We start from the raw sequence: 24,484 nt of genomic DNA, 5'->3' as shown, positions 1-24,484 counted from the left end.
AAGCTATGCAACTCAACAGCACAGAAGAAATCATTGCCGATCTGGCCGCGGGAAAAGCGGTTATCTTAATGGATGATGAAGACCGCGAAAACGAAGGCGATTTGGTTGTTGCCGCCGAGCATATCACCCCCGAACTGATTAATTTCATGGTCAAACACGCACGCGGATTGGTCTGCATGACCATCACCCAAGAGCGTGCCAAACAACTCGGACTGCGTCCGCAAACCGAACACAACACCGCCGCTTACGCCACCGCCTTTACCGTCTCGATTGAAGCGGCGCAAGGCGTAACCACCGGCATTTCCGCGCAAGACCGCGCCTTGACGATTCAAGTCGCCGCCGCCCGCGATGCACGTCCCGAAGACGTAGTGCAGCCGGGGCACATTTTCCCGATAGTGGCGCGCGAAGGCGGCGTGCTGGTACGCGCAGGGCATACCGAGGCCAGCAGCGATTTGGCGCGCTTGGCAGGGCTTGAGCCGGCCGCCGTGATTTGCGAAATCTTAAAAGAAGACGGCACGATGGCGCGCCGTCCCGATTTGGAAATCTTTGCCCAAGAACACGGCTTAAAAATCGGTACCATTGCCGATCTCATCACTTACCGCCTCGCCCGCGAACAGACCGTTACCGCCGTCGCTTCCTGCGAATTGCCCACCGCCTACGGCAATTTTGCCTTGACCGCTTATCAAAGCATCTTGGATAAAACCCTGCATTATGCCCTCGTCAAAGGCAAAATCAGCCCTGAAACGCCGACCTTTGTGCGCGTGCATGTGCAAAATGCCTTAGCCGATTTATTCCAAGCCGATTTGTCGGAACGCAATTTCCAGTTGGATGACGCCTTAAAACGCTTGGCACAAGAACCGCAAGGCATTATTGTCGTGATTGACGACGGACAAAACACCAACGATATTGTGGCGCGCATGCATGCCTTTGCCCACAATATCGCGCCGCCGAAACGCAAGCAGGAACAAGATCTGCGCACCTACGGCATCGGCGCACAAATTCTTGCCGCCCAACATGTCGGCAAAATGCGGCTGCTTTCCGCACCCTACAAATTCACCGGACTCTCCGGCTATCAGCTGGAAGTGCATGAATTTATTGGCGATACTCACTAATCAAGGACTATTATGACAGACCAAATCAAAAGAATCGAAGGGCAATTCAGCTCATTGGACAATGCCAGCTTTGCCATTATCTGCTCGCGCTTCAACGACTTCATCGTCAATAAACTGGAAGTCGCCGCCATCGATACCCTCAAACGACATGGCATCAGCGCGGACAATATCCACGTTTACTATGTGCCGGGTGCGCATGAGCTGCCGATTGCTGCCCAACGCTGCGCCGCAACCAAGAAATATGATGCGATTATCGCCCTCGGCGCCGTCATCAAAGGCTCGACAGGGCATTATGACGTCGTAGTCAACGAACAAGCCAAAGGCTTAGGACAAGTGGCATTAAAATACGATTTGCCCGTACTGACCGGCGTTTTGACCACCAATAATATCGAACAAGCGATCGAACGCGCCGGCACAAAAGCAGGCAATAAAGGTCATGATGTGGCGATGGCGGCGATTGAAATGGTCAGCCTGCTCCGTCAAATCGGCTAACCCTTCTTTTTTTCACCGGCATTGTCGCAAGCGGCAATGCCGATAAGTTCTTTTACAGCGCGGCAAATCCAACTCTATGACCAACAAAACCTCTAATCTCAAACGCCAAGCCATTAAAGCGCGTTCGCAGGCTCGCTACGAACTGCTGCAACTGCTCTATCAATGGCAATTACAAGACGACAGCCCCGAATATGTACGGCGCAACAGCTTTGAAAACAATGCCCGACAAGATATTGACAGCTTTTATTTCGATGAAGCATGGCATTACATCACCGCACACAGCGTCAAACTCGGCGAGCTGTTTCTGCCCTTTTTGCAACGCCGCCCCTTCTCCGCCCTTGACCCGATTGAGCGCGCCATTTTATGGATTGCCGCCTTTGAACTCACGCGGCGCAAAGACATCCATCCGACCGTGATTATCAATGAGGCGGTGGAATTGGCAAAAAAATTCGGCGCTGACGAAAGCTATAAATTTATCAACGGCATTTTAGACAAACTCAGCAAAAATCTTCCCGAAGAAGTGTCGACGGAAGTCTCTGTTAGCCCCCAATCCTCTCAAACTGCGGAATAGACAGACTCAGTTTTTCATCAGCAACATCTACATTAGGAACATCATATGCCAATCGTTAACATTAAAATCATTGAAGGTCGCAGCATCGAACAAAAACGCGAAATGACCCAAAAAGTTACCCAAGCCATTGCTAGCAGCTTAAGCATTGCGGAAGCTGCTGTCTGGATTAGTATTGAAGACTTAAAACCTGAAAATCTGTGCCAAGGCGGCGAACTTCGTGCCGATAAAAAATAAGGCATGAAGAAATCTGATATCGACACTTTTTTTGCGCGTTTACAAGCAGCAAACCCCAAACCAAGTACCGAATTAGAATACGATTCGGTATTTGAGCTGCTGATTGCCGTCATGCTATCTGCGCAAGCCACCGATGTCGGCGTCAATAAAGCGACACGCAAACTCTTCCCAATTGCCAATACGCCGGAAAGCATCTTAGCCCTTGGCGAAGAAGGCTTGAAAAGCTATATAAAAACCATCGGCTTATTCAATAGCAAGGCAAGTAATATCATCAAAACCTGTGCTTTGCTGCTAGAAAAATACGATGGAAAAGTCCCCGATCAACGTGAAGCTTTAGAAAGTCTGCCGGGCGTAGGACGCAAAACCGCAAACGTTGTCCTCAATACCGCTTTCAGACAAATTGCCATGGCGGTCGATACGCATATATTTCGCGTTTCTAATCGCACAGGACTTGCAAAAGGCAAAAACGTTCGCGAAGTAGAAGACAAATTACTGCAACGTGTGCCTAAAGCCTATCTGTTAGATGCCCATCATTGGCTGATTTTGCATGGCCGCTATACCTGCACCGCTCGCAAACCCAAATGCACCTTTTGCATCGTTTTCGATTTATGCGGCCAACCTGTCAATATAGAAGAATAAAGCATGTTTTTTCTCACGCTATTTATTCTAATCTTTATCTGCGGTTGGCTGATTAGCGCATGGCATTGCCGGCATCAGCGACAAGAATTGCTGCGCCATTTTATTTTGCCTACTTATGCCTTTATTGCCGCGAGAGAAAATGGACTCTGGCATGCCGTTTTGTTGCAAATCATCGGCGGCATCGGATTAGCGATTACGCTCATTATTCAACAATAAAATATAGTCAATTCATGGCAAAATTAATCATTTTCAATTGGATAGATCGGATACTTGTATCCGATATTACTTAAAATATAAATTTGTCGGATTCAAGAATCTGATCTACTTCTCTATAAATCAGTATCTTAGATATTTATATCCAACAAAATTTGTCATGTGAGTGCTTTCTGACATAAACGCCTAAGCTAAGGTTAAAAATATAATGTTCGCATTTGTCATGAATTGAGTATAACTCTCCATAAAAAACCGCCCGTAAAACCTAAATGGTTTTATGAGGGCGGCTATATAGTCAGAAATGAAAAGTAGTACAAGGCGATGAGCCACAGACTGTACAAGAGCGTACGGCAAGGCGAGCCAACGCCGTAATAGCTTTTCAATTCTTCGACTATATATTTAGAAACTTCCGTGCTTAAGCCAATAATTTCTGCAATAATTCATTGACTGATTTCGGATTTGCCTTTCCTTGTGATTTCTTTAATACTTGTCCGACTAAATAGCCTAGCATTTTCGCTTGTCCGCCTTTATATGCCGCTACCTGATCAGGATTTGCAGCTAAAACTTCTTCCGCCCATTGCTGCAATTGTCCGTCATCATTAACCTGACGCAAACCTTTAGCATCAATCAAAGCATCTACGGAAATATCGGCATTTCCCCATAATTCAGGCAATAACTTTTTCGCGGCATTAGCAGACAACGTATTATCCGCCACACGGGCAAGCAAAACAGCAAATTGATTGGGATTCAGCAGACAATCAGCAAAGCCCTGCCCTTCCGGCAATAATTTCGGCAATTCAGACTGCATCCAAATCGCCGCCGTTCTTGCCTCTGCACCGGCATTCAATGCCTCTTCAAAATATTGCGCAGTTGCTTTGTCTTGCACTAAAAAACGTAAACTGTCTTTATCTAAAGCATATTGTTCTGCATAACGTTGCTCGCGCAAATGCGGTAATTCCGGTAAATTTTGACGTATTTGCTCAATCCATTCTGCGCTTAATTGCAAAGGCAGCAAATCAGGATCCGGGAAATAACGATAGTCATTGGCTTCTTCTTTAGAACGCATCGTGCGCGTTTCCATCTTATCAGGATCAAATAAACGCGTTTCCTGTTCAACCGTGCCACCGTTTTCCACTACATCAATCTGTCTTTCGATTTCAAGCTTAATTGACTGCTCAACAAAACGGAAAGAATTGATATTTTTTAACTCAACACGAGCATTATAAACTTCACTACCTTTCTCACGAATTGAGACATTCGCATCACAGCGGAAAGAGCCCTCTTGCATATTGCCGTCACTAATACCTAAATAACGCACAAGATGATGAATTTTCCGCATATAAGCAACCGCTTCAGCCGCACTGCGCATATCAGGTTCAGAGACTAATTCAATCAAAGGCACACCTGCACGATTTAAATCAATCCCCGTACGATCTGTAAAAGCATCATGTACGGACTTACCCGCATCTTCTTCTAATTGTCCGCGATTAATCCTCACTTGCCGTTCGAACTCCGGTAAATCTACCAAACCACCTAAAATAATCGCATCAGCTAATTGGCTAATTTGATAACCTTTCGGCAAATCAGGGTAGAAATAATTTTTGCGCATAAAAAAAGCATTCGGGTTAATTTGACTACCTAAAGCCAAACCAAATAATACCGCATATTCAAGCGCTCGCTCATTTAATACCGGTAGAACCCCCGGATAGCCTAAATCAATTTCATTAACATGAGTATTAACTTCCGCGCCAAAAGACGCAGAAGAAGAAGAAAATAATTTACTCTCCGTTGCCAACTGAATATGCAACTCTAAACCAATAACCGCTTCATAAATCATAACAATACCTAAAACGAAAAGCCCCACCATGCAGTGGGGCAAAATTATAAGCAAAATAAACTACTGACGCAAATTGCTGAATTTATCAGTATCTGTTAGTTTTCTATCGATAATTCGAGGTGTAATAAACACTAATAATTCATCCTTATTAAATACTTTATTAGTATTTTTAAACACATTACCAATTACAGGAATATCGCCTAATAATGGAACCTTTGCCTCTCCTGTTGTTTGCGTCTGTTCATAAATACCACCCAAAACAATAGTCTCGCCATTTTGTACTTCAACTTTAGTTAGAATTTCATTAGTATTTATTGCAGGCTCACCATTAACTAGTCGATTAGAAACATCATCTTTAGTAATATGGATTTCCATACTTACACGATCATTAGGCGCTATGCGTGGTGTAACTTCCATACTCAATTTAGCATCTTTAAAATTAGTATCTGTACCAGAATTACTTGCTTTTGAATAAGGAATTTCCTCACCTTTAGAAATAAGGGCTTTATAACCATCTTGAGTAACCACTCGAGGACTAGAAACAATTTCCGACAAACCTTCTGCTTGTAAGGCGCGTAATTCTAAATCGACTAATACTTCTTTACCTAAAATTGAAATACCATACCCAGCTGTAGGATTCGTACCTGTTATATCGGTTGACAAGCTACCTGGAGCAAGATTAACTCCTAAACGATCGCCTAAAGTTCCCGCACTCGTACCACTTAAAGTCCCACTTCCACTCCAACTATCAGTTCCTTTGTCTCCTCTAAAGCTTATTCCAAAACGAGAACCAAAAGCTCTAGAATATTCATCAGAAGTAATTACCAAACGCGAATCTATTAACACTTGGCGCACAGGCTCATCTAATTTAGCAATTAAATCTCTAACTCTTTGAATATTTTCAGGAATATCAGTTACCATTAAGGAGTTAGTACGTTCATCAACAGTAACACTACCCTTTGAAGATAATATAGAATCTTCATTTCTATCACCAACATTAGCATTATTATTACTATTGAAATTATTACGTGATTCTACAATCATTTTCAAAATATCAGAAGCTTTTGCATATTTCAACTGAATAAGCTCTGTATTTGAAGGTTGTAATCCTTGTTTCTCTTTATAAGCTGTTAAAGCATCAATTTCCATTTTATTCAATTCTGCTTCAGGTGCGATATAGATCACACGATCTACTTTGCGCATAGCAAGACCTTTGGTCTTCATAATAATATCAAGCGCTTGATCCCAAGGCACATTATCCAAACGTAAAGTAATATTACCAACTACAGTGTCACTTACTACAATATTATTATTCGTAAATTCCGCAATAATTTGTAATACAGCACGCACTTCAATATCTTGGAAATTTAATGATAAAGGCTGTCCTGTATATTGTTTTCCAGAGCCAAAACCGCTCAATTCACGTAAACGTTGAGCATTTTCATCTGTTGAAGGATGTTTAATCTCGATATTATATTCATTGCCATTGGTATAGGTTACATATTCATAAGCATTACGCCCCATATTTAAGACAATTTTACTGTCTGCACCACTAGGCAAAATATCAACATAACGGACAGGCGAGCCATAATCAGCCACATCTAAACGTTTTTGACCAGCCTTAGGTACTTTATAGCTAGAAATTGTTGCGACAACAGAAGCCCCTTCTGTTTTTACAGATACCAACGCATCTTTGCTTGGCAAAGTAAAACTTAACACCCCACCCTTATCTCCATTTTTATGGAACATAGGCGCCAAATCAGGAACAGATTTAGCCATATTATTAATAGGCGCAGGAGCTTGAGTATTTAATGTTACCGGAACCATTGGCGCTGCTGAAGCTTGGTTAAACAAAGCAGAGTTATTAGCAGTATTTATCGCAGGAGCTGCTGCAAGTACCTGGTTCCCTCTTAAGGCGACATGAACATCCGAGCCTACTAAGCGCACGTCATAAGCAGCTGGGGCTGCTAAATTAATTACTGCACGAGTACGTGCATCTCCAGGAATAACATTTACAGAGTAAATACCATTTTGATTGACAGCTGTTTCTCTATTAGCTAAAGCAGAGCTTGTATTAGGAAAATCTAATACAATTGAAGCAGGAGATGTTGTATTAAAGGACGTTGGCAATACTGCTGCATTCTTAAAAACAATTTCATAAGCACCAGACGGCGCATTCGAAGCATTAACAGCCGTAATTGCTGCAGCAAAACTTCCAGAACTAGCTAATAAAATACAGCTACATAATATTCTTTTCATCATAAGTCTATCCTAAACTCAAATTATTAAAACAATTCCAAAGTGGCCATTCTATCCTGCCAGCCTCTAGGTACTTTATATTTTTCCTGAATCACAATATGATCAGGCTTAATTTCTTTAATCAAACCATGATTTCTTCCAATGTATTCCCCCACTCTTGCTTCTTGAATACTCAAATCAGGTGTTCTTATTAAAGCTACCATTTGCTTATTAGGAGACAACATTGTACCTGTCATTTGCAAAGAAGAAAGCTCAAAATTTTCCAAATAATAAGGCGCATGAGATACAGGCGCAGAAGCACTACATTCGCTAGAATTACATTCCGTTTCTGTTACAGGCATTTCTGTTTGTTTCGATACTTCCGTAACAAAAGGTCTAAGTTTAAATGGATCTTCAGTACCTCCTTTATATTCATAAGCTTCGTAGGGTTTAGCTTCTGGCAAAGGTGAAAGATCTAAATTAGCACTAGGTTTAGTTTGCGCTTTGACTTGTCGTAAAAAATCACTTGCATCTGACTCTGCATCTCCAAAAACAAAGCCCGTTATGCCTAAATAACTTGATACAATAGAAATCAATAACATATTCCGTTTCATCATTTTTTCCTATTATTTAGCTGCTGTTGATGATTGTGGTAATTCGCCTTTGCGAAGTTTTTTTATATCACCATTATAAATATACGTCTGCAATTGTGTGTCTGTCACTGCAATTGCATTTTCAGCCCATATATCAGAGATATCTCTAGTATTTGATGAATTTTTCAAGACTACTAAATTAAAATCTGAAATATTCATAATTCTTTGCAAATTAGTTAATCTTTCAGAAAATTGCGCAAAATTAGTAAAATAAGTTGTAGTATTTAAGGCTATTGGTGCAATATCATAATATTCTGTTGGAATATATTTATCTGCCGGTTTAAATCCACTAATATTAATGCCTGAATCAGAAGCAGCTGTATTGACATCTTCAATTGATTCAGCTATTTGATTTTGCGCAGGCAAATAAGCCAATAAAGACTCTAAACGAGCTAACAATTCTTCACTTCTTGCTTTATAAGCATCTAAATCAACAGTATATTGCAACAATTGACGATAGCTTTTTTCTCTTTCTTCAATAGTTGCTTGGTTCCTGCTTTCTGTCTCATCCATTTCTTTTAATTTAAAATGATTAAACGCAAATAGAATGCCCCCGAAAAGTAAAACCCAAATAATTGCTCTATAATATATCGGCCATGTGCCTGGATTACTTTGATCTAACTGATTAACTGGTACAAATTTCATACATTATTCCTCAATAATCATTTTGCAGCTACATCTGCTTCTATTCCGAATTTAGGCTCAACTGTAATCACTAAAGTAAAGACCCTAACCGCTGTTTCATCTGTAACAGCATAACGATTTCCTGTTTTTGCTTTTTGCATATCCACTAAGCGGACTATTGAAAAATGTTTAAAATCGTTTAATACGCGTATAAATGAAGATACTCCCATATCATTTTCAGCAGTGCCGGTAATAGTAATTTGCCCTTGCTTGTAAGAAATACTATCTAGAAATACGGACTTAGGCGTGTTTATCGCAAGATAATCTAAAATTTCTACCGAAAGACTACGTTGATTTTGCAATCCTTGAATTACTAAAATCTGCTTAAGCACTTCTTCATTAAGCGCTTTCATTTTATTAACTTCTGCTTCGGTTTTTTTCAACTCAGCGATATTATTATCTAATAAACTGATTGCACGATTTTGACTTTCTAAATATTGATTTTTAAAATACCAATATCCTCCGCATAATCCCGCTGCTACTAAAAAAACCACTGCAGTAGCTGTCATGAAATCTTTTTTCTGCTTGGTTCGTAGTTCCGCGCGCCAAGGTTGTAGATTAAATTTTCTTGCCATTATTTACCTTCCAATGCTAATGCGATTGCCAAACCATGATTAATACCATCTTGCAGCAAATCAGTTTGTTTTGATTGCAATTTAATAAACTGAGAAAGATCTAACAATTCTAATGGCACATTAACTTTTTCTGTCAACGCTAGCACTAAGCCTTTCAGCTGAGCGCCACCGCCTGTGATATAAATTTTTTCGACAGCCTTAGCATCAGGGCTACTTGCTTCGTAAAAATCTAAAGCAAGGTTCATCTGCTCGCTTAAAGAAGAAACATAAGGCATCAGGACAAGTTCCTGATATTCTTCACCTAGATTTTGGTTTAGTTTTTTCGACTCTGCCGATTCCAAATCCAGATCATAAACATCTCGAATAATTTCACTCACTTGGTTACCGCCGATCTGAGGCTCTCTAACAAATACGTATTTACCGTCCTGATAAACACTGATTCGAGAATGCGTATAACCGATATCCATTATGGCAATAGTTGATCCGTGTATTCTTCCTGCTTGCACAAGATTTTCAACCAAACGTTCGTAAGCAAAAACATCTACATCTACTTGCGGATTATTCAAAGTTTTTGCTTTGCCTGCAAATAATGCCGTTTTATCATCAATTAAATCCCGACGTGCCGCAACAGCTAAGTGACCGCCATTTGCATCTTTTGTTTCGTCAAAATCAAAATAGATTTGGTCCAGATTAAAAGGCAATGATTGTCCTAAATCTAACTCAATAGCACCTTCAACAGCTTCTTGGCTAGTATTTTCGGGCAATACGATATTGCGCATAATCGTATCACCGGAATTGACATGAATCACCGGCTGACCTTTTATGATTTTATGGGTCTTTAAGATTTTCGCAATTAGGTTTTTTAAGCCTTCTTTATCTTTGCCGCCACGCATTTCTTCTGGCAAAATTTCATAAACAAGATAATTGCTCACGAAACTTTTTCCAGCTTTTTTTACGCATGCAATTTTTATTGCATATTGCCCGATATCTATTCCGATATATTCGGGATTTCCCAACATAATTAACTCCTTTTAGTTGCCGGGACTAGGTCACGGTTTTCAAATGCTTCTTTCTTTCTCACCCATATACATTTGGCGAGGTCTGCCAATACGATAGCCCTCACTAATCATCTCATTCCAATGAGAAATCCAGCCAGCTGTACGCGATACAGCAAACATTGCTGTAAACATGTTAACAGGAATGCCGAGCGCACTGTAAATAATTCCTGAATAAAAATCAACGTTCGGGTAAAGTTTTCTTTCAACGAAGTAATCATCTTTCAATGCCGCTTCTTCCAAACGCATTGCCAATTCCATTCGAGGATCATCGCCATAATGCTCAAGCACCTCATAGCAAACTTTCTGGATAATTTTAGCACGCGGATCATAATTGCGATAGACGCGGTGTCCAAATCCCATCAATTTAAAAGGATCATCCTTGTCTTTAGCACGTGCAATATATTTATCGATATTGGCGACATTACCAATTTCATCAAGCATATTAAGCACTGCCTCATTTGCACCACCATGCGCATTACCCCATAGAGCGGCAATACCTGCTGAAATCGCAGCATAAGGGTTTGTCCCTGTGCTTCCTGCTAGACGAACGGTAGAGGTTGAAGCATTCTGCTCGTGATCCGCATGTAGGATAAACAAAAGATTCAGCGCCTTAATAGCCAAAGGATCCGCTTCAAAACGGCTACCCGGACGAGAAAACATTGTACGCAGGAAATGTTCGAAATAATCGTCTTCTTCTTTCGGATAACCGAAAGGATAACCCTGAGCATGTCGATGTGTACTGCCTGCGATAGTCGGCATTTTGGCAATTAATCGCATCGCCGTAATATAACGATCTTCAGGATTATTGATATCCAAACGATCATGATAGAAAGCGGCTAATGAACCGACAACGCCCGTCATCATTGCCATGGGATGCGCATCATGATGAAATCCTTCAAAGAAATTCTGTACCCGCTTATTAAGCATGCGGTAGTAACGGATTTGTTCATTGAATTTTTTACTTTCTTCTTCATTAGGCAGCTCGCCGTGATAAAGAAGATAAGCCACGTCTAAGAAAGAAATGTTTGCTTCGCAGAGATTTTCAATAGGATAACCGCGGTACATGAGTTTGCCGGCACCGCCGTCAATGAAAGTAATTTTACTTTCGCAAGATGAGGTAACGCCGAAACCGGGGTCATGCGTAAAATAGCCCAATTCCTTTGGCAAAGTCGCGATATCAATTCCCGGACGACCTAAAACAGGTTGAATAACAAGAAGTTCTACTTGTTTTTGCGCTTCTTTATCAATAACGATGATTGTTTTCTCACTCATAAAAAAATCCTCCATTTCAGGGGTAACTTATTTTTGATTAAGTTACCTTAATGGAGGATTAGGGTCAAGCGCAAAGGCGCTTTTGACGCTTATTTTTTTCCGTATTTACGGCGGAAGCGGTCAACGCGTCCTGCGGTATCGACAATATTTTGCGTGCCAGTATAGAACGGGTGCGATTTACTACTAACGTCCACGCGTACTAAAGGGTATTCTTGTCCGTCTTCCCATTTGATGGTTTCATTTGTATGAACAGTTGACTTTGTCAAAAAAGCAAAATCTGCGCCTACATCTTGAAAGACAACCGGACGATAATTAGGATGAATATCTTTTTGCATTTTAGCTCCAAATTTGTGTATTGCTTAAAAAGCGGCTGATTATAGAGGGCAAGCTACTGCATTGCAAGCATTTCCCCAGCATTAGCCGCAAAAACGTCCATTTATTTATAAGCCGTCAAAAAAATCTTTTACCCGATTGAGAAAACTGCTCTCTTTCGGCGCATGGCGCTGACCGCCCTCATGCAAACTGCGGTCAAAATTTTTCAACATTTCTTTTTGCTCTTTAGAGAGATTCACAGGCGTTTCAATCACGACCGTGCACAGCAAATCACCCGCAGCAGCACCACGCAATGATTGCACGCCTTTGCCGCGCAGACGGAATACTTTGCCGGTTTGCGTTTCCGCAGGAATGACCAATGAGACGCGCCCTGAAAGTGTAGGCACTTCGATTTCCCCACCCAAGCAGGCGGTTACAAAGCTAATCGGCATCGTGCAATACAAATGGGCGCCCTCGCGCGTAAAAATGTCATGCGGACGCACATGGACTTCGATATACAAATCTCCTGCCGGCGCCCCCATTTCTCCCGCTTCTCCTTCGCCGCTTAAACGGATACGGTTGCCGGTATCCACACCGGCGGGGATTTTTACAGTTAAATTGCGCGTATCTTTGACTCGACCTTCTCCGCGGCATTTGTCGCAAGGATTTTCAATAATTTGTCCTTTGCCATGACAAGTCGGACAAGGTTGTGCAATCGAGAAAAAGCCTTGCTGCGTCCGCACTTGTCCGGAACCGCGGCAAGTCGTACAGGTTTTCTTCTTCGATTTTTCAGTCGCGCCGCTGCCATCGCAATGCGTACATTTGACCAAAGTCGGAATTTTAATATTCAGCTCTTTGCCGTTTGCCGCTTCTTCTAGCGTTAATTCCACCGTATAGACCAAATCGCTGCCACGATGCTGCTGTCTTCTGCCGCCTGCGCCGCCGAAAATATCGCCGAAAACATCGCCGAAAATATCGGAAAAATTCCCGCCGCCGAAACCTGCACTAAATCCGCCCGTTCCTGCCTGTCCCGTTGCCGCATCAAAGCCGAAACGGTCGTAGGTCGCGCGTTTTTCCTCATCAGAGAGGATTTCATAAGCCTTGCTAATTTCTTTAAACTTTGCCTCCGCCTTTTCTTTTTTATCCGCATTGCGGTCAGGATGCCATTTCATGCTGAGCTTGCGGTAGGCTTTTTTTATCTCGTCAGCGCTAGCGGTTTTGCTCACGCCTAAAATTGCATATAAATCTTTTTCTGCCATGTTCTTATAGGGTAAGGGCGGTTTCCCGCCCTTTGTTCAATGAAATAATTAGTCTTTTTTCTCGTCTTTCACTTCTTGGAAATCGGCATCGACAATACCGTCGTCGCCGGCGGCATTATTTTCCGCGCCTGCTTGCGCCTGCATTTTCGCAAAAGATTTTTGCATTACCGGCGAAGCGGCAGTCATCAACTCTTCCGTACGCGATTTAATCGCTTCCACATCTTCGCCTTTCATCGCTTCGCGCAAGGCGCTTACCGCCGTATCAACCGCAGATTTCTCATCGGCGCTGACTTCATCGCCTAATTCCGCAATTGCTTTTTCCACGCCGTTAATCATCGATTCGGCGCTATTATTCGCTTCAACGCGCTCTTGGAATTTTTTATCTTCCTCGGCATGCGTTTCCGCATCGCGCACCATACGCTCGACTTCCTCATCGCTCAAACCGGAATTGGCTTTAATCACAATCGATTGCTCTTTGCCGGTTTCCTTATCTTTTGCCGATACGTTCAAAATGCCGTTCGCGTCAATATCGAAAGATACTTCGATTTGCGGCATGCCGCGCGGTGCGGGACGAATATCGTTCAAGTCGAAACGACCCAAAGATTTATTGCCCGATGCCTGCTGACGCTCGCCTTGCAGAACATGAATCGTTACCGCGGATTGATTATCTTCTGCCGTTGAGAACACCTGCGCCGCATGGGTTGGAATCGTGGTATTTTTCTCGATCAGCTTAGTCATCACGCCACCCATCGTTTCAATACCCAAAGACAAAGGCGTTACGTCCAACAACAACACATCTTTAACCGTACCGCCCAAAACGCCGCCTTGAATCGCCGCGCCGATTGCCACCGCTTCATCAGGGTTAACGTCCTTACGCGGCTCTTTGCCGAAGAAATTTTTCACCGCTTCTTGCACTTTCGGCATCCGCGTTTGACCGCCGACCAAAATCACATCGGTAATATCGCTGTTAGACAAACCCGCATCTTTCATCGCAATGCGGCAAGGCTCGAGCGAACGCTCAATCAAATCCGCCACCAGCGATTCCAATTTGGCGCGGCTGAGCTTGATATTCATATGCTTAGGACCGGTTGCATCTGCCGTAATATAAGGCAGATTGATATCGGTTTGCTGGCTGGAAGACAATTCAATCTTCGCTTTTTCCGCCGCTTCTTTCAAACGCTGCAAAGCCAGAGCATCATTAGACAAATCGATACCCTGATCCTTTTTAAACTCGCTGACCAAATAATCAATCACGCGGCTGTCGAAATCCTCGCCGCCCAAGAACGTGTCGCCATTGGTTGCCAAGACTTCAAACTGCTGACCTTCCTCATCCAAATCAATCGTTTCGATGATAGAAATATCGAAAGTACCGCCGCCTAAATCGTACACGGCGATTTTGGCATCTTTCACTTCATGATCCATACCGTAGGCCAAAGCGGCAGCGGTCGGCTCATTGATAATCCGTTTGACTTCCAAACCGGCGATACGCCCCGCATCCTTCGTCGCCTGACGCTGACTGTCGTTAAAATACGCCGGCACAGTAATAACCGCTTCGGTCACTTTCTCGCCCAAATAATCTTCGGCGGTTTTCTTCATTTTCATCAGCACGCGCGCAGAAATCTCAGGCGGCGCCATTTTTTTGCCGTCCACATCCACCCAAGCATCGCCGTTATCCGCTTTCACAATGTTATACGGCACCAGCTTAATATCTTTCTGCACTTCTTTTTCATCGAAGCGGCGGCCAATCAAACGCTTAATCGCAAATAAAGTATTTTTCGGATTGGTAACCGCCTGACGTTTGGCGGGCTGTCCGACTAAAACCTCGCCGTCTTCGGCAAAAGCCACAATCGAAGGCGTGGTACGCGCACCTTCCGCGTTTTCAATCACACGCGCCTTGTCGCCGTCCATAACCGCAACACAAGAATTAGTCGTTCCCAAATCGATACCGATAATTTTACCCATTGAATTTTCCTCATAAAAATAAAATAAAAATGTTTTGATGCACGCTATATGCCGCCGCTTTTTTCAATTTCAAGCCGTCTGCGGCATTTTTTGCCTGCTTTAACTATTCTTCACAATCACCACTTGCGCCGCGCGCACCGTGCGCCCGTTCAGCACATAGCCAATCTGCGCCACATGCATGACCGTATTATTTTCCAATTCAGGATTCGGCAACATCGCCACCGCCTCATGCACATCGGGATTAAACTTATCGCCGCCGGCGGGATTGACTTCCTCCACGCCGTGCTTAGCTAAATTTTCGCGCAACATCTTCAGCGTCAATTCCGAGCCCTCGATAAACTGCGCCATCACCTCGGGCTTATCCGCGCTTTCCTGTGCCGCTTTTACGCCCAAAACCAAAGAATCCAGAACCGGCAGCAATTCCTTCACAATCCGCTCATTGGCAAATTTATGCGCATTCAACAATTCTCTTTCCTGACGCTTGCGCAAATTCTCATTTTCCGCGCGCTCGCGAATCACTTGATCCTTTAATGCCGCCACCTGCTCCGCCAATTGCGCCACCTCTTCCGATTGCGCATTCAGCACCGTATCCACATCTAATATCGGCTCTTCCGCCGCCATCTCCACCGCTTCAGACGCCTCTGCTGCAGCTTGGGCATTCTTTTCCATTTCTTCGTTTGACATAACACACCTATGTTTTCTCTTAAATCATTGCCCGACAATATGAGGACGGCTATTTTTTTTTCAAGGCTCGTGCATAATATCGGTATGAAAATGCCCTTTTTACTCAGCTTTTGCCTACCGCTTCTCTGCGCATGGACACTTGAAATCGACATTGGCAACGCCCGCATCGGCGACAGCCGCAGCGAAAACATCCGCATTCGCGCCAACAGCACCAACGGACGCGACTGGCAGATTAGCGCCCAAGCCCCGCAACTCAAGCACCCGCAAGGCAATTGGCAGCAACTGCGCGCCGAAACATGGCTACACTATAAAGACGGACAATTCTCCTTAAGCCGCCCCCGATTTTCCGCGCAGGCAGAAAAAAACGCCTTACATTTTTCCGCTCCGCAACACATCGCCTTGCAGCAGAAACTCAACCTTGCCCCGCTCAGCCTGCACATCAGCCGACAAGCACAAGCCTCGCCCTTCCTGCAACTGGACTGGCATCATCAGCAACGCGAATTACAACTCGTCAAAAAAAACCTGAACACAACGGAACTCAATGCGCTACTTGCCTTCTTACACCTGCCGCCGCTACCGCCCCTAGACGGCGACATCAGTCTCAAACTGCTACTCAAACAAAAGCGCGACACATGGCAGCTCAACGGCGACATCGACTTACGCATCCGCAACTGGCACAGCCCGGACTACCTGCAAGCCGTAGAAAACCTCAACGCCAGCCTCAACATCGCCATGCAGTATCAGCCCGAACAAGGCTGGCAGGGACATCTTCGCGCGCACATCCCGCAAGGCGAAACCCTCTTTCAAGGACTCTACTTCAACTTCAAACAAGCACCGTTACAACTGGAAAGCGACTGGCAATACCGCAAGGAAACACTTAGCCTTAAAAACCTGCGTGCCAATGACGGTCAGCTGCACATCGCAGGCGGATTGAGCTACAACAGCCGCACACAGCAACTAGAACAACTCTCCTTGCAAGAATTTTCAGGCGCAGCGCAAGCCCTCTACCAACACTACCTCAAACCCTACCTCGGCACAGACAGCCTCTTTGCCGACAGCGACTGGCAAGGCAGCTTCTACGCCAGCGGCGACTGGCACAGAAATAGCGGCTTCAGCAACAGCGCCCTCGTGCTACACCGCTTCGGCATCGCCGACCGCCAAGAACGCTTCCGCTTTCCCAGCATTGACGGACAAATCGGACAAAGCGGCGAATCACGCCTCAACATCGCCGCCGCCACATGGCGCAAACTGCCGCTCGGCGCATCCAAACTGCGTTTTCTCTGGCAAGACAAATCCATTAAGCTGCTCGAACCTTGGCGCATCCCCATACTTAACGGCGCATTAGTCATCAACGACATCCGCGCCGACCGCGACAAACAGCATCTGCTCAACATCAGCCTAGACCCCATCGACCTTGCCGAACTCAACCGCGCCCTTGAACTGCCCGTATTTCAAGGCGACATCAGCGCGGAACTACCCGAAGTCCGCCTCAGCAGCAACAGCCTTGCCCTCAAGCGACCGGTACATCTCAACGTTTTTGACGGGCACATCCTCATCAGCGATCTGCGCATCGAAAACATCTTCAGCAACCAAGCCCAGCTCTACTTCTCGCTCGGACTGAACATGATCGATTTACAACGCCTGACCAGTGCATTCGGGATTGCGGAAATCCGCGGACGCGTCAGCGGATTCATCACAGACGTTGCTCTTGCCAACTGGCGACCCATCGCCTTTGACGCCAGCATCATGACCGACGAAGACAACCCCGGCGAACGCCGCATCTCGCATGAAGCCGTGCAACTGCTCACACAAATCGGCGGCTCTTCCGCCGCCATCGGACAATTCGTGCGCATTCTCAGCAGCTTTCCCTATCAAAAACTCGGCTTCAGCGCCACACTGCGCGGCGATTTATTAACTATTGAAGGCGTAGAAAAACACCCTGACGGCGGCTTCTACCTCGTCAAAGGCAGCGGCTTGCCGCATCTCGACATCATCGGACACCAAAGTCGCAGCAGCTACCGCGAACTCAGCGCGCGTATCAAAGCCGCCCTAAACAGCGACGGCCCTACAATTGAATAAAGCCGCACTTATTTTGAATGGGAATACACCGCCGATATCCAAGAAACCGCACATCGTATGCTTAGCGCCTTTACGGGCGATTGGGCAATCAGCGCACATCAAATTCTAACTCTTAGCAGGAAATGAAATTATCGTTATCGCCGATATTGACGGCAATAAAATTCTTTTCTCGCAAACGCCTCATCCATGCTATGTTTTCTTAGAAAATATTGAACTGCAAAAAGTAACGAATTAATTAAGGCAAAATCAGTAAATCTCTAACTTCTGAATATTTAGGAAACATCGTATCCAAACTCATCAAAGAAAGATTATAAAATACGCTGCTGGCAATAATAAATCGGTCAGCAGGATCTTTATGATGTTCTTGCAGATTCTCTGACAATATCGCAATCTCTTTGTTAATAGGAAGAATCGTCAGCGTTTGACTAGCCAAATCTATCCATTCGGAAGTCGGAATACTTAATTCAATGCGTTTTCTTTTTACCAATTGTGCCACTTCCCAACAAGAAATTGCACTAATAAAAACTTCTTCCTTGGCTATTCTATTAATAAAGTGAGATGGCAAACCGCTATGATTTTGCCATCGAATCCAAATATGGGTATCTAATAACAACATTAATCCGCATCCCAATCATTATCTAAAGCGCTTATATCATCATAAATAAGCACCGTATTTTTTAGCGCGGGATTAGGCGTATTGATTAATTCCTGCTTCAATTCAGGCGCGGCAATCGGCATAAAAATTACTTCAAAAGATTGATTTTGAAATTCTTCCGGCACCTCAATCTGCTTTACCGGAAGATGATAAACTTTCTTATGTACTTCTACTTTCATTTCCACCTCAATCAATATTGCTAAATTAAGAAAACATAGCGCATTTTCACATCATTTTCCATGTCTGAATCCCAATTATGATGCGTTAACCCCAAGCATGTCATTACAAATGTGCTAGTGATCCGATTTAAGCCCTGCGCCGCACATGGTAATCAAGCAATCTTCAACGACGCCGTACTGCTCGCCATAATGCAGATAAGCGGCATAATTGGCGGCGGTCGTATGTTCACAGTAAATGCCTTTTTTCGCCAACATATCGCGTGCGGCAAGAATACGATCTTCCGGCGCATGCACAAAGCGCACAGGATATTTTCGCGCATACGCCAATATCTCTCTTGCCCGCATCGGCTGTCCGATGGCAATTCCTTCGGCGATAGTCGTTTTAAGCGCCGTCGGCTCGATAACATCCCGCTCTTTTTGAGCCGCTTGCAGTAAAGGATCGCAATACTCGCTTTGTAGGGCGATAATCGTCGGCATTTCTTCAATGACGCCGCTTACCAACAAATGTTCCAAACCTTTCATAACGCCGATGAACAAGGTGCCGTTGCCTACCGGAACGACAATATGCTTGGGAATTCTGCCGAGCTGCTCGAAGGTTTCATAAATATAGGTCTTAGTACCCTCATAGAAAAAGGGATTGTAAACATGATTGGCATAATATACGCCCTCTTTATCGACTTTGGCGCGGCAGACATCGGCGCAATGATCGCGACTGCCGGCAATAATCTGCACCTGCGCACCATGTGCTTCAATCATATTAATTTTCTTCGGCGAAGTGCCTTCCGGTACGAAAATTTCGCATCGAATGCCCGCCTTGGCACAATAGGCTGCCACACTGTTGCCGGCATTGCCGCTGCTGTCCTGCACTACCGTATCCACGCCGATTGCTTTGCAATGGCTGATTAATACCGCCGCGCCGCGATCTTTAAAAGACAGTGTCGGCATAAAATAATCCATTTTTAACAATACCTGTTTATCCAAACGGCGGATAGGCGTCATACCCTCGCCCAGCGAAATATCGCGCCAAGATTCGTCTTGCAAGGCAATGAATTTGCGATAACGGAACAGACTCCATTCATCGCGGTCAATCTCTTTCAAATCAAAGCGGGGCGGCTGATAATCAAGCGTCCATAAGCCGCCGCAGTCGCATTTGGCTTGGCGGGTAGAAACCGGCGCGCTTTGAGCGCATTGCTGGCAAATAAATTTCATGATGGTTCTCCTTAGGGTAATTCCGCAATCGCGTCAATTTCAATCAAGGCGTTGTAATGCAAAGTAGGACAAGGCACGACGGTACGGGCAGGTTTATGTTTGGCAAAAAAATCGGCATAGACCCGATTGACGATTTCCCAATCCGCCATATCGACAATATACAAACGGCATTGCACGACAGCATTTGCACCGATGCCTGCGCCGGCAAGCACATGCTGCAAATTCATCAATACCTGCATGGTTTGCGCGGCGATATCGCCGACAATCTGTCCTTCGGCATTAAAAGGCAGCTGTCCCGACACATAGAGCATGCCTTTGGATTTCACTGCAGGCGCATAATGCCCTCTGCTTGGCGGAGATAACATCATTTCCATCAACGCTTACCTCTCACTTCGTCTAAATAGCTGTACACCGTTACTTTATTAACCCCTAATTTTTCAGCCGCTTTTTCAATGCTGCCTTTCATCATAAAACCTACTTTTTTCTAATTATCTAACTCGAACTGGTAATGACCCTGAGTGTTGTATCACACAAGAGGTAGAAAATTATGGGTAAAATCATCTCAGTCATTTCAACAAAGGGCAGTGTAGGTAAGACCACACTCATCATTCATCTTTCTGGCTATTTAGCTTCAATTGGTAAAAAAGTTTTGCTTGTGGATGCTGATAGTCAGCAATCATTGAGCCGCTTTTTCGATTTTGAAGGTCTTGACCCTAATATTGCCAATGCTGGTTTTGGCAAATGGTTCACTGGTGAGTGCAGAGTAAGCGAGGTTATTCTCAAGACGGCGAATCATCGCAATATTGACATCATTGTCAATGATGATCCGAAAAAATACCTGGTTTCCAAGTTTCTAAGAGACAATGCTGGTGCAGTATTTCAACTTGCCAGTATGCTCAAACCGTTAAAATATGAATACGATTATATTTTCCTTGATACAGAGGGAACAGATGGACGCGACCATGATGGCAATTCAGTGCAAAATGCGGTGTTGTTGGGTGAGCCTGATTTAGTATTGTCTGTCACAAAAACTAAATTGCAATATGCAATGGAAGTGCTGCGCGTAGTGGATGTCCATAAGGAGGCAATGCGTGCTTACCGCTTTATTGGCAAAGAACATTATGCACCGTTGAAATTTATAGTAAATGAGCATGATCGCAGTCTAGTCAATGCTCAAGAGATTTTGCGTGAATTGCAGGTTTCTTTTGCAGAGCCTGATTTTGCCAATGCAGAATTGTTCAAAACAGTTGTACCGCTTAAACGTAAGTTTTTCGAGTCTTATTATCATGATAAACAATTTGCTCATGAGTATCATGACACTAATAAGCATGACTTGCTGCCGCAGGTGATAGTGGCTTTGGCAGAGGAAATTTTTCCTGAACTTGTATCTGAACGTAGCATTTCTGCTACAGGGGAGCAGGTATGAGTTTGCTTAATTTTAGCCGTAATGATGCTTCTGTCAACGAAACACAAAATGTTAGTCAGTCACGCATTATTCGTGTGGATATTAGCGAGATAGAGGTTTCGCACATTAATCCACGTCATTCTCGTGGTGAGCATTATGAATCAACCAAGGCTTCTATTCGCAATATCGGATTGCAGTCAATTTTGACAATTACACGACTACCAGGTGCGCATAATTATAGCCTCTATAATGGTGGTAATACTCGTCTTGCGATTCTTAAAGAATTGCTTGAAGAATATTTGGCACAGGGAGAGCGAGATAAAGCTGAACAGATTCGCTTTCAGCAATGCCAGTTCGTGCCTTATACCGATGATTTGGATTTGCTGATTAAGCATATGGCGGAGAATGAGGAACGTTCTGGAATGACCTTTATTGATAAGGCAAGAGCGGTATTTGATATTCGGCGCTTATATCTGCAGCAGAATAACGTGGAAAGCGTGTCTAATAATCAATTAGTGAAATACATTCATTCTCTTGGTTGGACAAGAGTCAATCAAAGAGCAATGACAGAATTAACTTATGCTTATGAAAATCTTGAATCAGTTATTCCTAAAAGTTTAGATGCAGGTCTAGGCAGGCCCAAGGTTCAGCAGCTGCGCACCTGGCTAAATCTGATTGAACAATATTTACAATGGCTATTAGAACGTAATAACTATGCCTACAGTATTGAGCAAGCACGTCAATTATATTACAACACACTAGCAGAATATGACGATGACCTCGAACCACTAGATTTGGATTTGTTTTTTGAAAATTACCGTTATCGCTTATCTGATGTACTGGTGCAGTTCGACCGCTCTCTAACGTCAACGGCAATTTTACAAGAAATTCGCTTTATTGAAGAAAACGGCCATGTGTGTGAAGAAATGTCACATGAAGAGCTAAGCAGACGTTTAGATGAAACTTCAGATATGCCACCAGCAGTCTTTCCAAAGCCTCGCAAGCCACGCTCTACCCCTCCATCTACCAAAGAGACAGAAAATAATAAATATGATGCAGATCATATTGAAACAGGCAATCAGAACGCTGATTCTGCCACAGGGATTAGACAATCTGAACAACAGTTAGGGGAAAACAATTCTATTCCAACTGTAATCATCAACAATCCAGCGATGCTGGAACAAATTGCGCAGCGCAAACAAGCAAAAAGAGAAGTAGAAAATGATTCTGTCGGCGCTAAGATAATTATGCCTTTTGGTGCGCCACTTGATCCACCTAATATTTTTCTGCCTAAAAATGAACTTAATGCACAAGTGCGTACACGTTGTCATGAGTTATATCGGCGTTTACTTAATCTCATCAATCATGAGTTATTAGTTAAAGTCATTGATTTAGACTTACACCCAATTACTCAGGAAACGCCGTATTTTTATCTCAATCTCAATGATGAAGAAAAATTTACCCAATTGCAAAATCTATTTCAAGACAAAGCGTTTCCTAACCCACAGAAATTTGCCGTTTTAATATTTTTTAGTCTATGGGATTTCTACACTAATTTTATTTTTCAGCCTGATACTGATGCTCAAGAATATCCCTCTATCCTTAGAGCACAACAGTTGTGGCAGGAATTTGCCAGTATTTATCATGATTACTCCTTATGGTGCAGAACAGGTCTATTGTTTAGCCATATTGCCGCCAAAGAAGAAGTGATCGCAATTGGTAAAGCAGACCAAATTAACCTGCATCTCTTAGCCCTTATCCATGCCATAGAGACTAAGCAAGATATTGGAGAATAGCCATGGATGACCATGACATCATGACGAAAATCGCTTCCACACTCTTGATTGAGGTCATTAATGCCTCATCAAGAGCAAAGCCGATTCATCAGCAATTTGGTATTTCTGACGAAGATTTTTCCTATCTGTGCAGAATGAATATGCGAGAGCTAAGACAGATTGCCGCGTCTAATGTGTTTTCCATCATAACCAATACTCGATCGCTAAATATGAGCGTACAGCGTACATTGCGAGCCAGAGATATTAATCACATCATCCAAGATGCGATTCGTCTTGGTGCAAGTCGCAAAATCATGCATGAATATGCGGATATTCATGGCGCAAAATTTAAAGATATTCTATCCAATGTTGATGAATGGCAAGGCTCTGATGTCGGCAGACCTCAGATGATTAGCGATAGTGATTACGCCAAGCTCGCTGATTTACATAACCAACTTGGGCAGCATTCACCCATTTATAGCAATATGGATCATTTGCGCTGCCTGATTTTTCTTGCGCAGCAATCAGGGTTAAGTATCAATCGTATTCATGAATATTACTACAAAGATAACAAATTTCTTTATACGTACTTAGCAGAAAAGGGAGAATCGCATGAGCATCAATAAGCGTAATCAGTTTGTCAATCGCACTATTGAGCTCGTGCGCAAAGAAATCCATGAAGAGTTTGCTGACAATGCCACAGGTATGATTACCTTTGTAGGACGACCACAAATTATTACACCTGGCGAACTCATCTTTGATAAACATCTCTCTGCTGATGACAAGATTTATTGGTGTCAGCTCAGAAGCATTTGCCAAGGTAATGAGCTTAAACAATTGCCTGACCAAAGTGAGATGGCAGAGGTGATTGGCAAATCACGAGCCTCTGTCATTAGTTATACCAAAATGCTGCGAGCAACACGCTGGATTAGCGTGATTGATGTATTAAAGGTCAATAATCTGCCGACACGCTATTGTTATGCCATCAATGATTTGCAATTTACTTTAGATGAGATTTTGAAACTAGACCAAGACTATCTTGCATTCATTGAATACGAAGCAGCTCATAGCAAAATAGACCGCTTACGCAGCTATTGCAGAATGTTAATCAATGGCCTATTCCAACAGAGACAGCTATTTAGTCTAGGTGTTTTGAAAACTGAAACAGTAGATTCTATTCTGCAAGATGAGAAACAAAAATCGGCACTTGTTGTCAAAAATCCTAACAGCGGAGAAAGCTCCGTTGTCGGGCAAAGGGACATTTTAGGTGCTAAAAAGTTTGAAAAGCCTTATTCTGTAAGGCTTTTAGCGAGGTCAAAAGCTTTGAACACAAAAAATGCTTTTTCTGTGGCTCAAAACAGGTCAAAAAAGATGGCAGACAAAATCA

At 43.6% G+C, this 24,484-nt stretch carries 26 protein-coding genes and 1 pseudogene; 11 read left to right on the top strand and 16 right to left on the bottom strand.

Annotation, left to right across the window (positions count from 1 at the left end):
- The first annotated feature begins 5 nt into the window (after positions 1–5).
- From ribBA to ACJHVI_RS10035, 6 genes are all read left to right on the top strand, one after another.
- The gene (gene ribBA, locus ACJHVI_RS10060; RefSeq protein WP_115218930.1) at positions 6–1,112 is read left to right on the top strand and encodes a bifunctional 3,4-dihydroxy-2-butanone-4-phosphate synthase/GTP cyclohydrolase II; all 1,107 of its coding nucleotides are present in this window, start codon (positions 6–8) and stop codon (positions 1,110–1,112) included.
- 12 nt (positions 1,113–1,124) lie between these two features.
- Positions 1,125–1,604 carry a 6,7-dimethyl-8-ribityllumazine synthase gene (gene ribH, locus ACJHVI_RS10055; protein WP_483184600.1) on the top strand — a complete coding sequence of 160 codons (480 nt, stop codon included), beginning with the start codon at positions 1,125–1,127 and terminating at the stop codon, positions 1,602–1,604.
- Positions 1,605–1,680: 76 nt separating this feature from the next.
- The gene (gene nusB / locus ACJHVI_RS10050) at positions 1,681–2,175 is read left to right on the top strand and encodes a transcription antitermination factor NusB (RefSeq protein WP_483184599.1); all 495 of its coding nucleotides are present in this window, start codon (positions 1,681–1,683) and stop codon (positions 2,173–2,175) included.
- Between the two features lie 45 nt (positions 2,176–2,220).
- Positions 2,221–2,409, top strand: coding sequence for a 2-hydroxymuconate tautomerase (locus ACJHVI_RS10045; RefSeq protein WP_483184598.1), 189 nt, complete (start codon positions 2,221–2,223; stop codon positions 2,407–2,409).
- A gap of 3 nt (positions 2,410–2,412) precedes the next feature.
- On the top strand, positions 2,413–3,048 hold the full coding sequence (gene nth / locus ACJHVI_RS10040; RefSeq protein ID WP_483184597.1) for an endonuclease III: 636 nt from the start codon (positions 2,413–2,415) through the stop codon (positions 3,046–3,048).
- 3 nt (positions 3,049–3,051) lie between these two features.
- The gene (locus ACJHVI_RS10035; RefSeq protein WP_115218925.1) at positions 3,052–3,264 is read left to right on the top strand and encodes a hypothetical protein; all 213 of its coding nucleotides are present in this window, start codon (positions 3,052–3,054) and stop codon (positions 3,262–3,264) included.
- A 412-nt stretch (positions 3,265–3,676) separates the two neighbouring features.
- Here the strand turns inward: ACJHVI_RS10035 and gatB are convergent, their stop codons facing one another.
- From gatB to ACJHVI_RS09980, 11 genes are all read right to left on the bottom strand, one after another.
- On the bottom strand, positions 3,677–5,098 hold the full coding sequence (gatB, locus tag ACJHVI_RS10030; RefSeq protein WP_483184596.1) for an Asp-tRNA(Asn)/Glu-tRNA(Gln) amidotransferase subunit GatB: 1,422 nt from the start codon (positions 5,096–5,098) through the stop codon (positions 3,677–3,679).
- A gap of 60 nt (positions 5,099–5,158) precedes the next feature.
- Entirely contained in the window at positions 5,159–7,360 is a 2,202-nt protein-coding gene (locus ACJHVI_RS10025) for a type IV pilus secretin PilQ (protein WP_483184595.1), read from the bottom strand.
- A gap of 23 nt (positions 7,361–7,383) precedes the next feature.
- Entirely contained in the window at positions 7,384–7,953 is a 570-nt protein-coding gene (locus ACJHVI_RS10020) for a pilus assembly protein PilP (protein ID WP_483184594.1), read from the bottom strand.
- A 9-nt stretch (positions 7,954–7,962) separates the two neighbouring features.
- Positions 7,963–8,634, bottom strand: a complete 672-nt coding sequence (locus ACJHVI_RS10015; protein WP_483184592.1) for a type IV pilus inner membrane component PilO — start codon at positions 8,632–8,634, stop codon at positions 7,963–7,965.
- Between the two features lie 17 nt (positions 8,635–8,651).
- Positions 8,652–9,248, bottom strand: a complete 597-nt coding sequence (locus ACJHVI_RS10010; RefSeq protein ID WP_483184591.1) for a PilN domain-containing protein — start codon at positions 9,246–9,248, stop codon at positions 8,652–8,654.
- Positions 9,248–10,267, bottom strand: a complete 1,020-nt coding sequence (gene pilM, locus ACJHVI_RS10005; RefSeq protein WP_483184590.1) for a type IV pilus assembly protein PilM — start codon at positions 10,265–10,267, stop codon at positions 9,248–9,250. The genes ACJHVI_RS10010 and pilM overlap by 1 nt, the downstream gene beginning before the upstream one ends.
- Before the next feature lie 39 nt (positions 10,268–10,306).
- Complete coding sequence (locus ACJHVI_RS10000; protein WP_483184588.1) at positions 10,307–11,578, bottom strand: citrate synthase; 1,272 nt, start codon at positions 11,576–11,578, stop codon at positions 10,307–10,309.
- Between the two features lie 89 nt (positions 11,579–11,667).
- Positions 11,668–11,913, bottom strand: a complete 246-nt coding sequence (locus ACJHVI_RS09995) for a type B 50S ribosomal protein L31 (RefSeq protein WP_115218917.1) — start codon at positions 11,911–11,913, stop codon at positions 11,668–11,670.
- Between the two features lie 105 nt (positions 11,914–12,018).
- Positions 12,019–13,149, bottom strand: a complete 1,131-nt coding sequence (dnaJ, locus tag ACJHVI_RS09990; protein WP_483184587.1) for a molecular chaperone DnaJ — start codon at positions 13,147–13,149, stop codon at positions 12,019–12,021.
- 48 nt (positions 13,150–13,197) lie between these two features.
- Positions 13,198–15,111, bottom strand: a complete 1,914-nt coding sequence (dnaK, locus tag ACJHVI_RS09985; RefSeq protein WP_483184586.1) for a molecular chaperone DnaK — start codon at positions 15,109–15,111, stop codon at positions 13,198–13,200.
- A 99-nt stretch (positions 15,112–15,210) separates the two neighbouring features.
- The gene (locus ACJHVI_RS09980; protein ID WP_483184585.1) at positions 15,211–15,795 is read right to left on the bottom strand and encodes a nucleotide exchange factor GrpE; all 585 of its coding nucleotides are present in this window, start codon (positions 15,793–15,795) and stop codon (positions 15,211–15,213) included.
- Between the two features lie 90 nt (positions 15,796–15,885).
- On the opposite strand from ACJHVI_RS09980, the gene ACJHVI_RS09975 reads away from it, so the two are divergent.
- Positions 15,886–17,874, top strand: coding sequence for a hypothetical protein (locus ACJHVI_RS09975; RefSeq protein ID WP_483184584.1), 1,989 nt, complete (start codon positions 15,886–15,888; stop codon positions 17,872–17,874).
- Between the two features lie 235 nt (positions 17,875–18,109).
- Here the strand turns inward: ACJHVI_RS09975 and ACJHVI_RS09970 are convergent, their stop codons facing one another.
- From ACJHVI_RS09970 to ACJHVI_RS09950, 5 genes and pseudogenes are all read right to left on the bottom strand, one after another.
- Positions 18,110–18,490 carry a type II toxin-antitoxin system VapC family toxin gene (locus ACJHVI_RS09970; RefSeq protein WP_483184583.1) on the bottom strand — a complete coding sequence of 127 codons (381 nt, stop codon included), beginning with the start codon at positions 18,488–18,490 and terminating at the stop codon, positions 18,110–18,112.
- Complete coding sequence (locus ACJHVI_RS09965) at positions 18,490–18,708, bottom strand: hypothetical protein (protein ID WP_483184581.1); 219 nt, start codon at positions 18,706–18,708, stop codon at positions 18,490–18,492. Before ACJHVI_RS09965 ends, ACJHVI_RS09970 begins: the two co-directional genes overlap by 1 nt.
- Before the next feature lie 114 nt (positions 18,709–18,822).
- Positions 18,823–19,917 carry a threonine synthase gene (locus tag ACJHVI_RS09960; RefSeq protein WP_483184580.1) on the bottom strand — a complete coding sequence of 365 codons (1,095 nt, stop codon included), beginning with the start codon at positions 19,915–19,917 and terminating at the stop codon, positions 18,823–18,825.
- 11 nt (positions 19,918–19,928) lie between these two features.
- On the bottom strand, positions 19,929–20,285 hold the full coding sequence (locus tag ACJHVI_RS09955) for a RidA family protein (protein WP_483184578.1): 357 nt from the start codon (positions 20,283–20,285) through the stop codon (positions 19,929–19,931).
- Positions 20,286–20,290: 5 nt separating this feature from the next.
- A pseudogene (locus tag ACJHVI_RS09950) lies at positions 20,291–20,389 on the bottom strand (helix-turn-helix domain-containing protein); the annotation flags it as partial.
- Positions 20,390–20,464: 75 nt separating this feature from the next.
- On the opposite strand from ACJHVI_RS09950, the gene ACJHVI_RS09945 reads away from it, so the two are divergent.
- The 4 genes from ACJHVI_RS09945 to ACJHVI_RS09930 all read left to right on the top strand — a co-directional run.
- On the top strand, positions 20,465–21,343 hold the full coding sequence (locus ACJHVI_RS09945; protein ID WP_483184577.1) for a ParA family protein: 879 nt from the start codon (positions 20,465–20,467) through the stop codon (positions 21,341–21,343).
- Entirely contained in the window at positions 21,340–23,118 is a 1,779-nt protein-coding gene (locus ACJHVI_RS09940; protein ID WP_483184576.1) for a ParB family protein, read from the top strand. Before ACJHVI_RS09945 ends, ACJHVI_RS09940 begins: the two co-directional genes overlap by 4 nt.
- 2 nt (positions 23,119–23,120) lie before the next feature.
- Positions 23,121–23,723, top strand: a complete 603-nt coding sequence (locus ACJHVI_RS09935; RefSeq protein WP_483184575.1) for a hypothetical protein — start codon at positions 23,121–23,123, stop codon at positions 23,721–23,723.
- Positions 23,710–24,484: hypothetical protein (locus ACJHVI_RS09930; protein WP_483184574.1), on the top strand; the 775-nt coding region annotated here is incomplete at its 3' end. The genes ACJHVI_RS09935 and ACJHVI_RS09930, both read left to right, overlap by 14 nt.

It is taken from the genome of Suttonella sp. (genome assembly GCF_056855035.1).
This window is presented reverse-complemented; position numbering and strand designations above follow the sequence as displayed.

What these genes read in the sequence shown, in the direction of transcription:
- ACJHVI_RS10020 (WP_483184594.1), bottom strand. Translation starts at nt 7,953, where the DNA reads ATGATGAAACGGAATATGTTATTGATTTCTATTGTATCAAGTTATTTA.
- ribH (WP_483184600.1), top strand. Translation starts at nt 1,125, where the DNA reads ATGACAGACCAAATCAAAAGAATCGAAGGGCAATTCAGCTCATTGGAC.
- gatB (WP_483184596.1), bottom strand. Translation starts at nt 5,098, where the DNA reads ATGATTTATGAAGCGGTTATTGGTTTAGAGTTGCATATTCAGTTGGCA.
- ACJHVI_RS09980 (WP_483184585.1), bottom strand. Translation starts at nt 15,795, where the DNA reads ATGTCAAACGAAGAAATGGAAAAGAATGCCCAAGCTGCAGCAGAGGCG.
- nusB (WP_483184599.1), top strand. Translation starts at nt 1,681, where the DNA reads ATGACCAACAAAACCTCTAATCTCAAACGCCAAGCCATTAAAGCGCGT.
- pilM (WP_483184590.1), bottom strand. Translation starts at nt 10,267, where the DNA reads ATGTTGGGAAATCCCGAATATATCGGAATAGATATCGGGCAATATGCA.
- ACJHVI_RS09975 (WP_483184584.1), top strand. Translation starts at nt 15,886, where the DNA reads ATGCCCTTTTTACTCAGCTTTTGCCTACCGCTTCTCTGCGCATGGACA.
- ACJHVI_RS09995 (WP_115218917.1), bottom strand. Translation starts at nt 11,913, where the DNA reads ATGCAAAAAGATATTCATCCTAATTATCGTCCGGTTGTCTTTCAAGAT.
- ACJHVI_RS09970 (WP_483184583.1), bottom strand. Translation starts at nt 18,490, where the DNA reads ATGTTGTTATTAGATACCCATATTTGGATTCGATGGCAAAATCATAGC.
- ACJHVI_RS10010 (WP_483184591.1), bottom strand. Translation starts at nt 9,248, where the DNA reads ATGGCAAGAAAATTTAATCTACAACCTTGGCGCGCGGAACTACGAACC.
- ACJHVI_RS10025 (WP_483184595.1), bottom strand. Translation starts at nt 7,360, where the DNA reads ATGATGAAAAGAATATTATGTAGCTGTATTTTATTAGCTAGTTCTGGA.
- ribBA (WP_115218930.1), top strand. Translation starts at nt 6, where the DNA reads ATGCAACTCAACAGCACAGAAGAAATCATTGCCGATCTGGCCGCGGGA.
- nth (WP_483184597.1), top strand. Translation starts at nt 2,413, where the DNA reads ATGAAGAAATCTGATATCGACACTTTTTTTGCGCGTTTACAAGCAGCA.
- ACJHVI_RS09940 (WP_483184576.1), top strand. Translation starts at nt 21,340, where the DNA reads ATGAGTTTGCTTAATTTTAGCCGTAATGATGCTTCTGTCAACGAAACA.
- ACJHVI_RS09960 (WP_483184580.1), bottom strand. Translation starts at nt 19,917, where the DNA reads ATGAAATTTATTTGCCAGCAATGCGCTCAAAGCGCGCCGGTTTCTACC.
- ACJHVI_RS10045 (WP_483184598.1), top strand. Translation starts at nt 2,221, where the DNA reads ATGCCAATCGTTAACATTAAAATCATTGAAGGTCGCAGCATCGAACAA.
- ACJHVI_RS09945 (WP_483184577.1), top strand. Translation starts at nt 20,465, where the DNA reads ATGGGTAAAATCATCTCAGTCATTTCAACAAAGGGCAGTGTAGGTAAG.
- ACJHVI_RS09935 (WP_483184575.1), top strand. Translation starts at nt 23,121, where the DNA reads ATGGATGACCATGACATCATGACGAAAATCGCTTCCACACTCTTGATT.
- ACJHVI_RS09965 (WP_483184581.1), bottom strand. Translation starts at nt 18,708, where the DNA reads ATGAAAGTAGAAGTACATAAGAAAGTTTATCATCTTCCGGTAAAGCAG.
- ACJHVI_RS10035 (WP_115218925.1), top strand. Translation starts at nt 3,052, where the DNA reads ATGTTTTTTCTCACGCTATTTATTCTAATCTTTATCTGCGGTTGGCTG.
- ACJHVI_RS10015 (WP_483184592.1), bottom strand. Translation starts at nt 8,634, where the DNA reads ATGAAATTTGTACCAGTTAATCAGTTAGATCAAAGTAATCCAGGCACA.
- dnaK (WP_483184586.1), bottom strand. Translation starts at nt 15,111, where the DNA reads ATGGGTAAAATTATCGGTATCGATTTGGGAACGACTAATTCTTGTGTT.
- ACJHVI_RS09955 (WP_483184578.1), bottom strand. Translation starts at nt 20,285, where the DNA reads ATGATGTTATCTCCGCCAAGCAGAGGGCATTATGCGCCTGCAGTGAAA.
- dnaJ (WP_483184587.1), bottom strand. Translation starts at nt 13,149, where the DNA reads ATGGCAGAAAAAGATTTATATGCAATTTTAGGCGTGAGCAAAACCGCT.
- ACJHVI_RS10000 (WP_483184588.1), bottom strand. Translation starts at nt 11,578, where the DNA reads ATGAGTGAGAAAACAATCATCGTTATTGATAAAGAAGCGCAAAAACAA.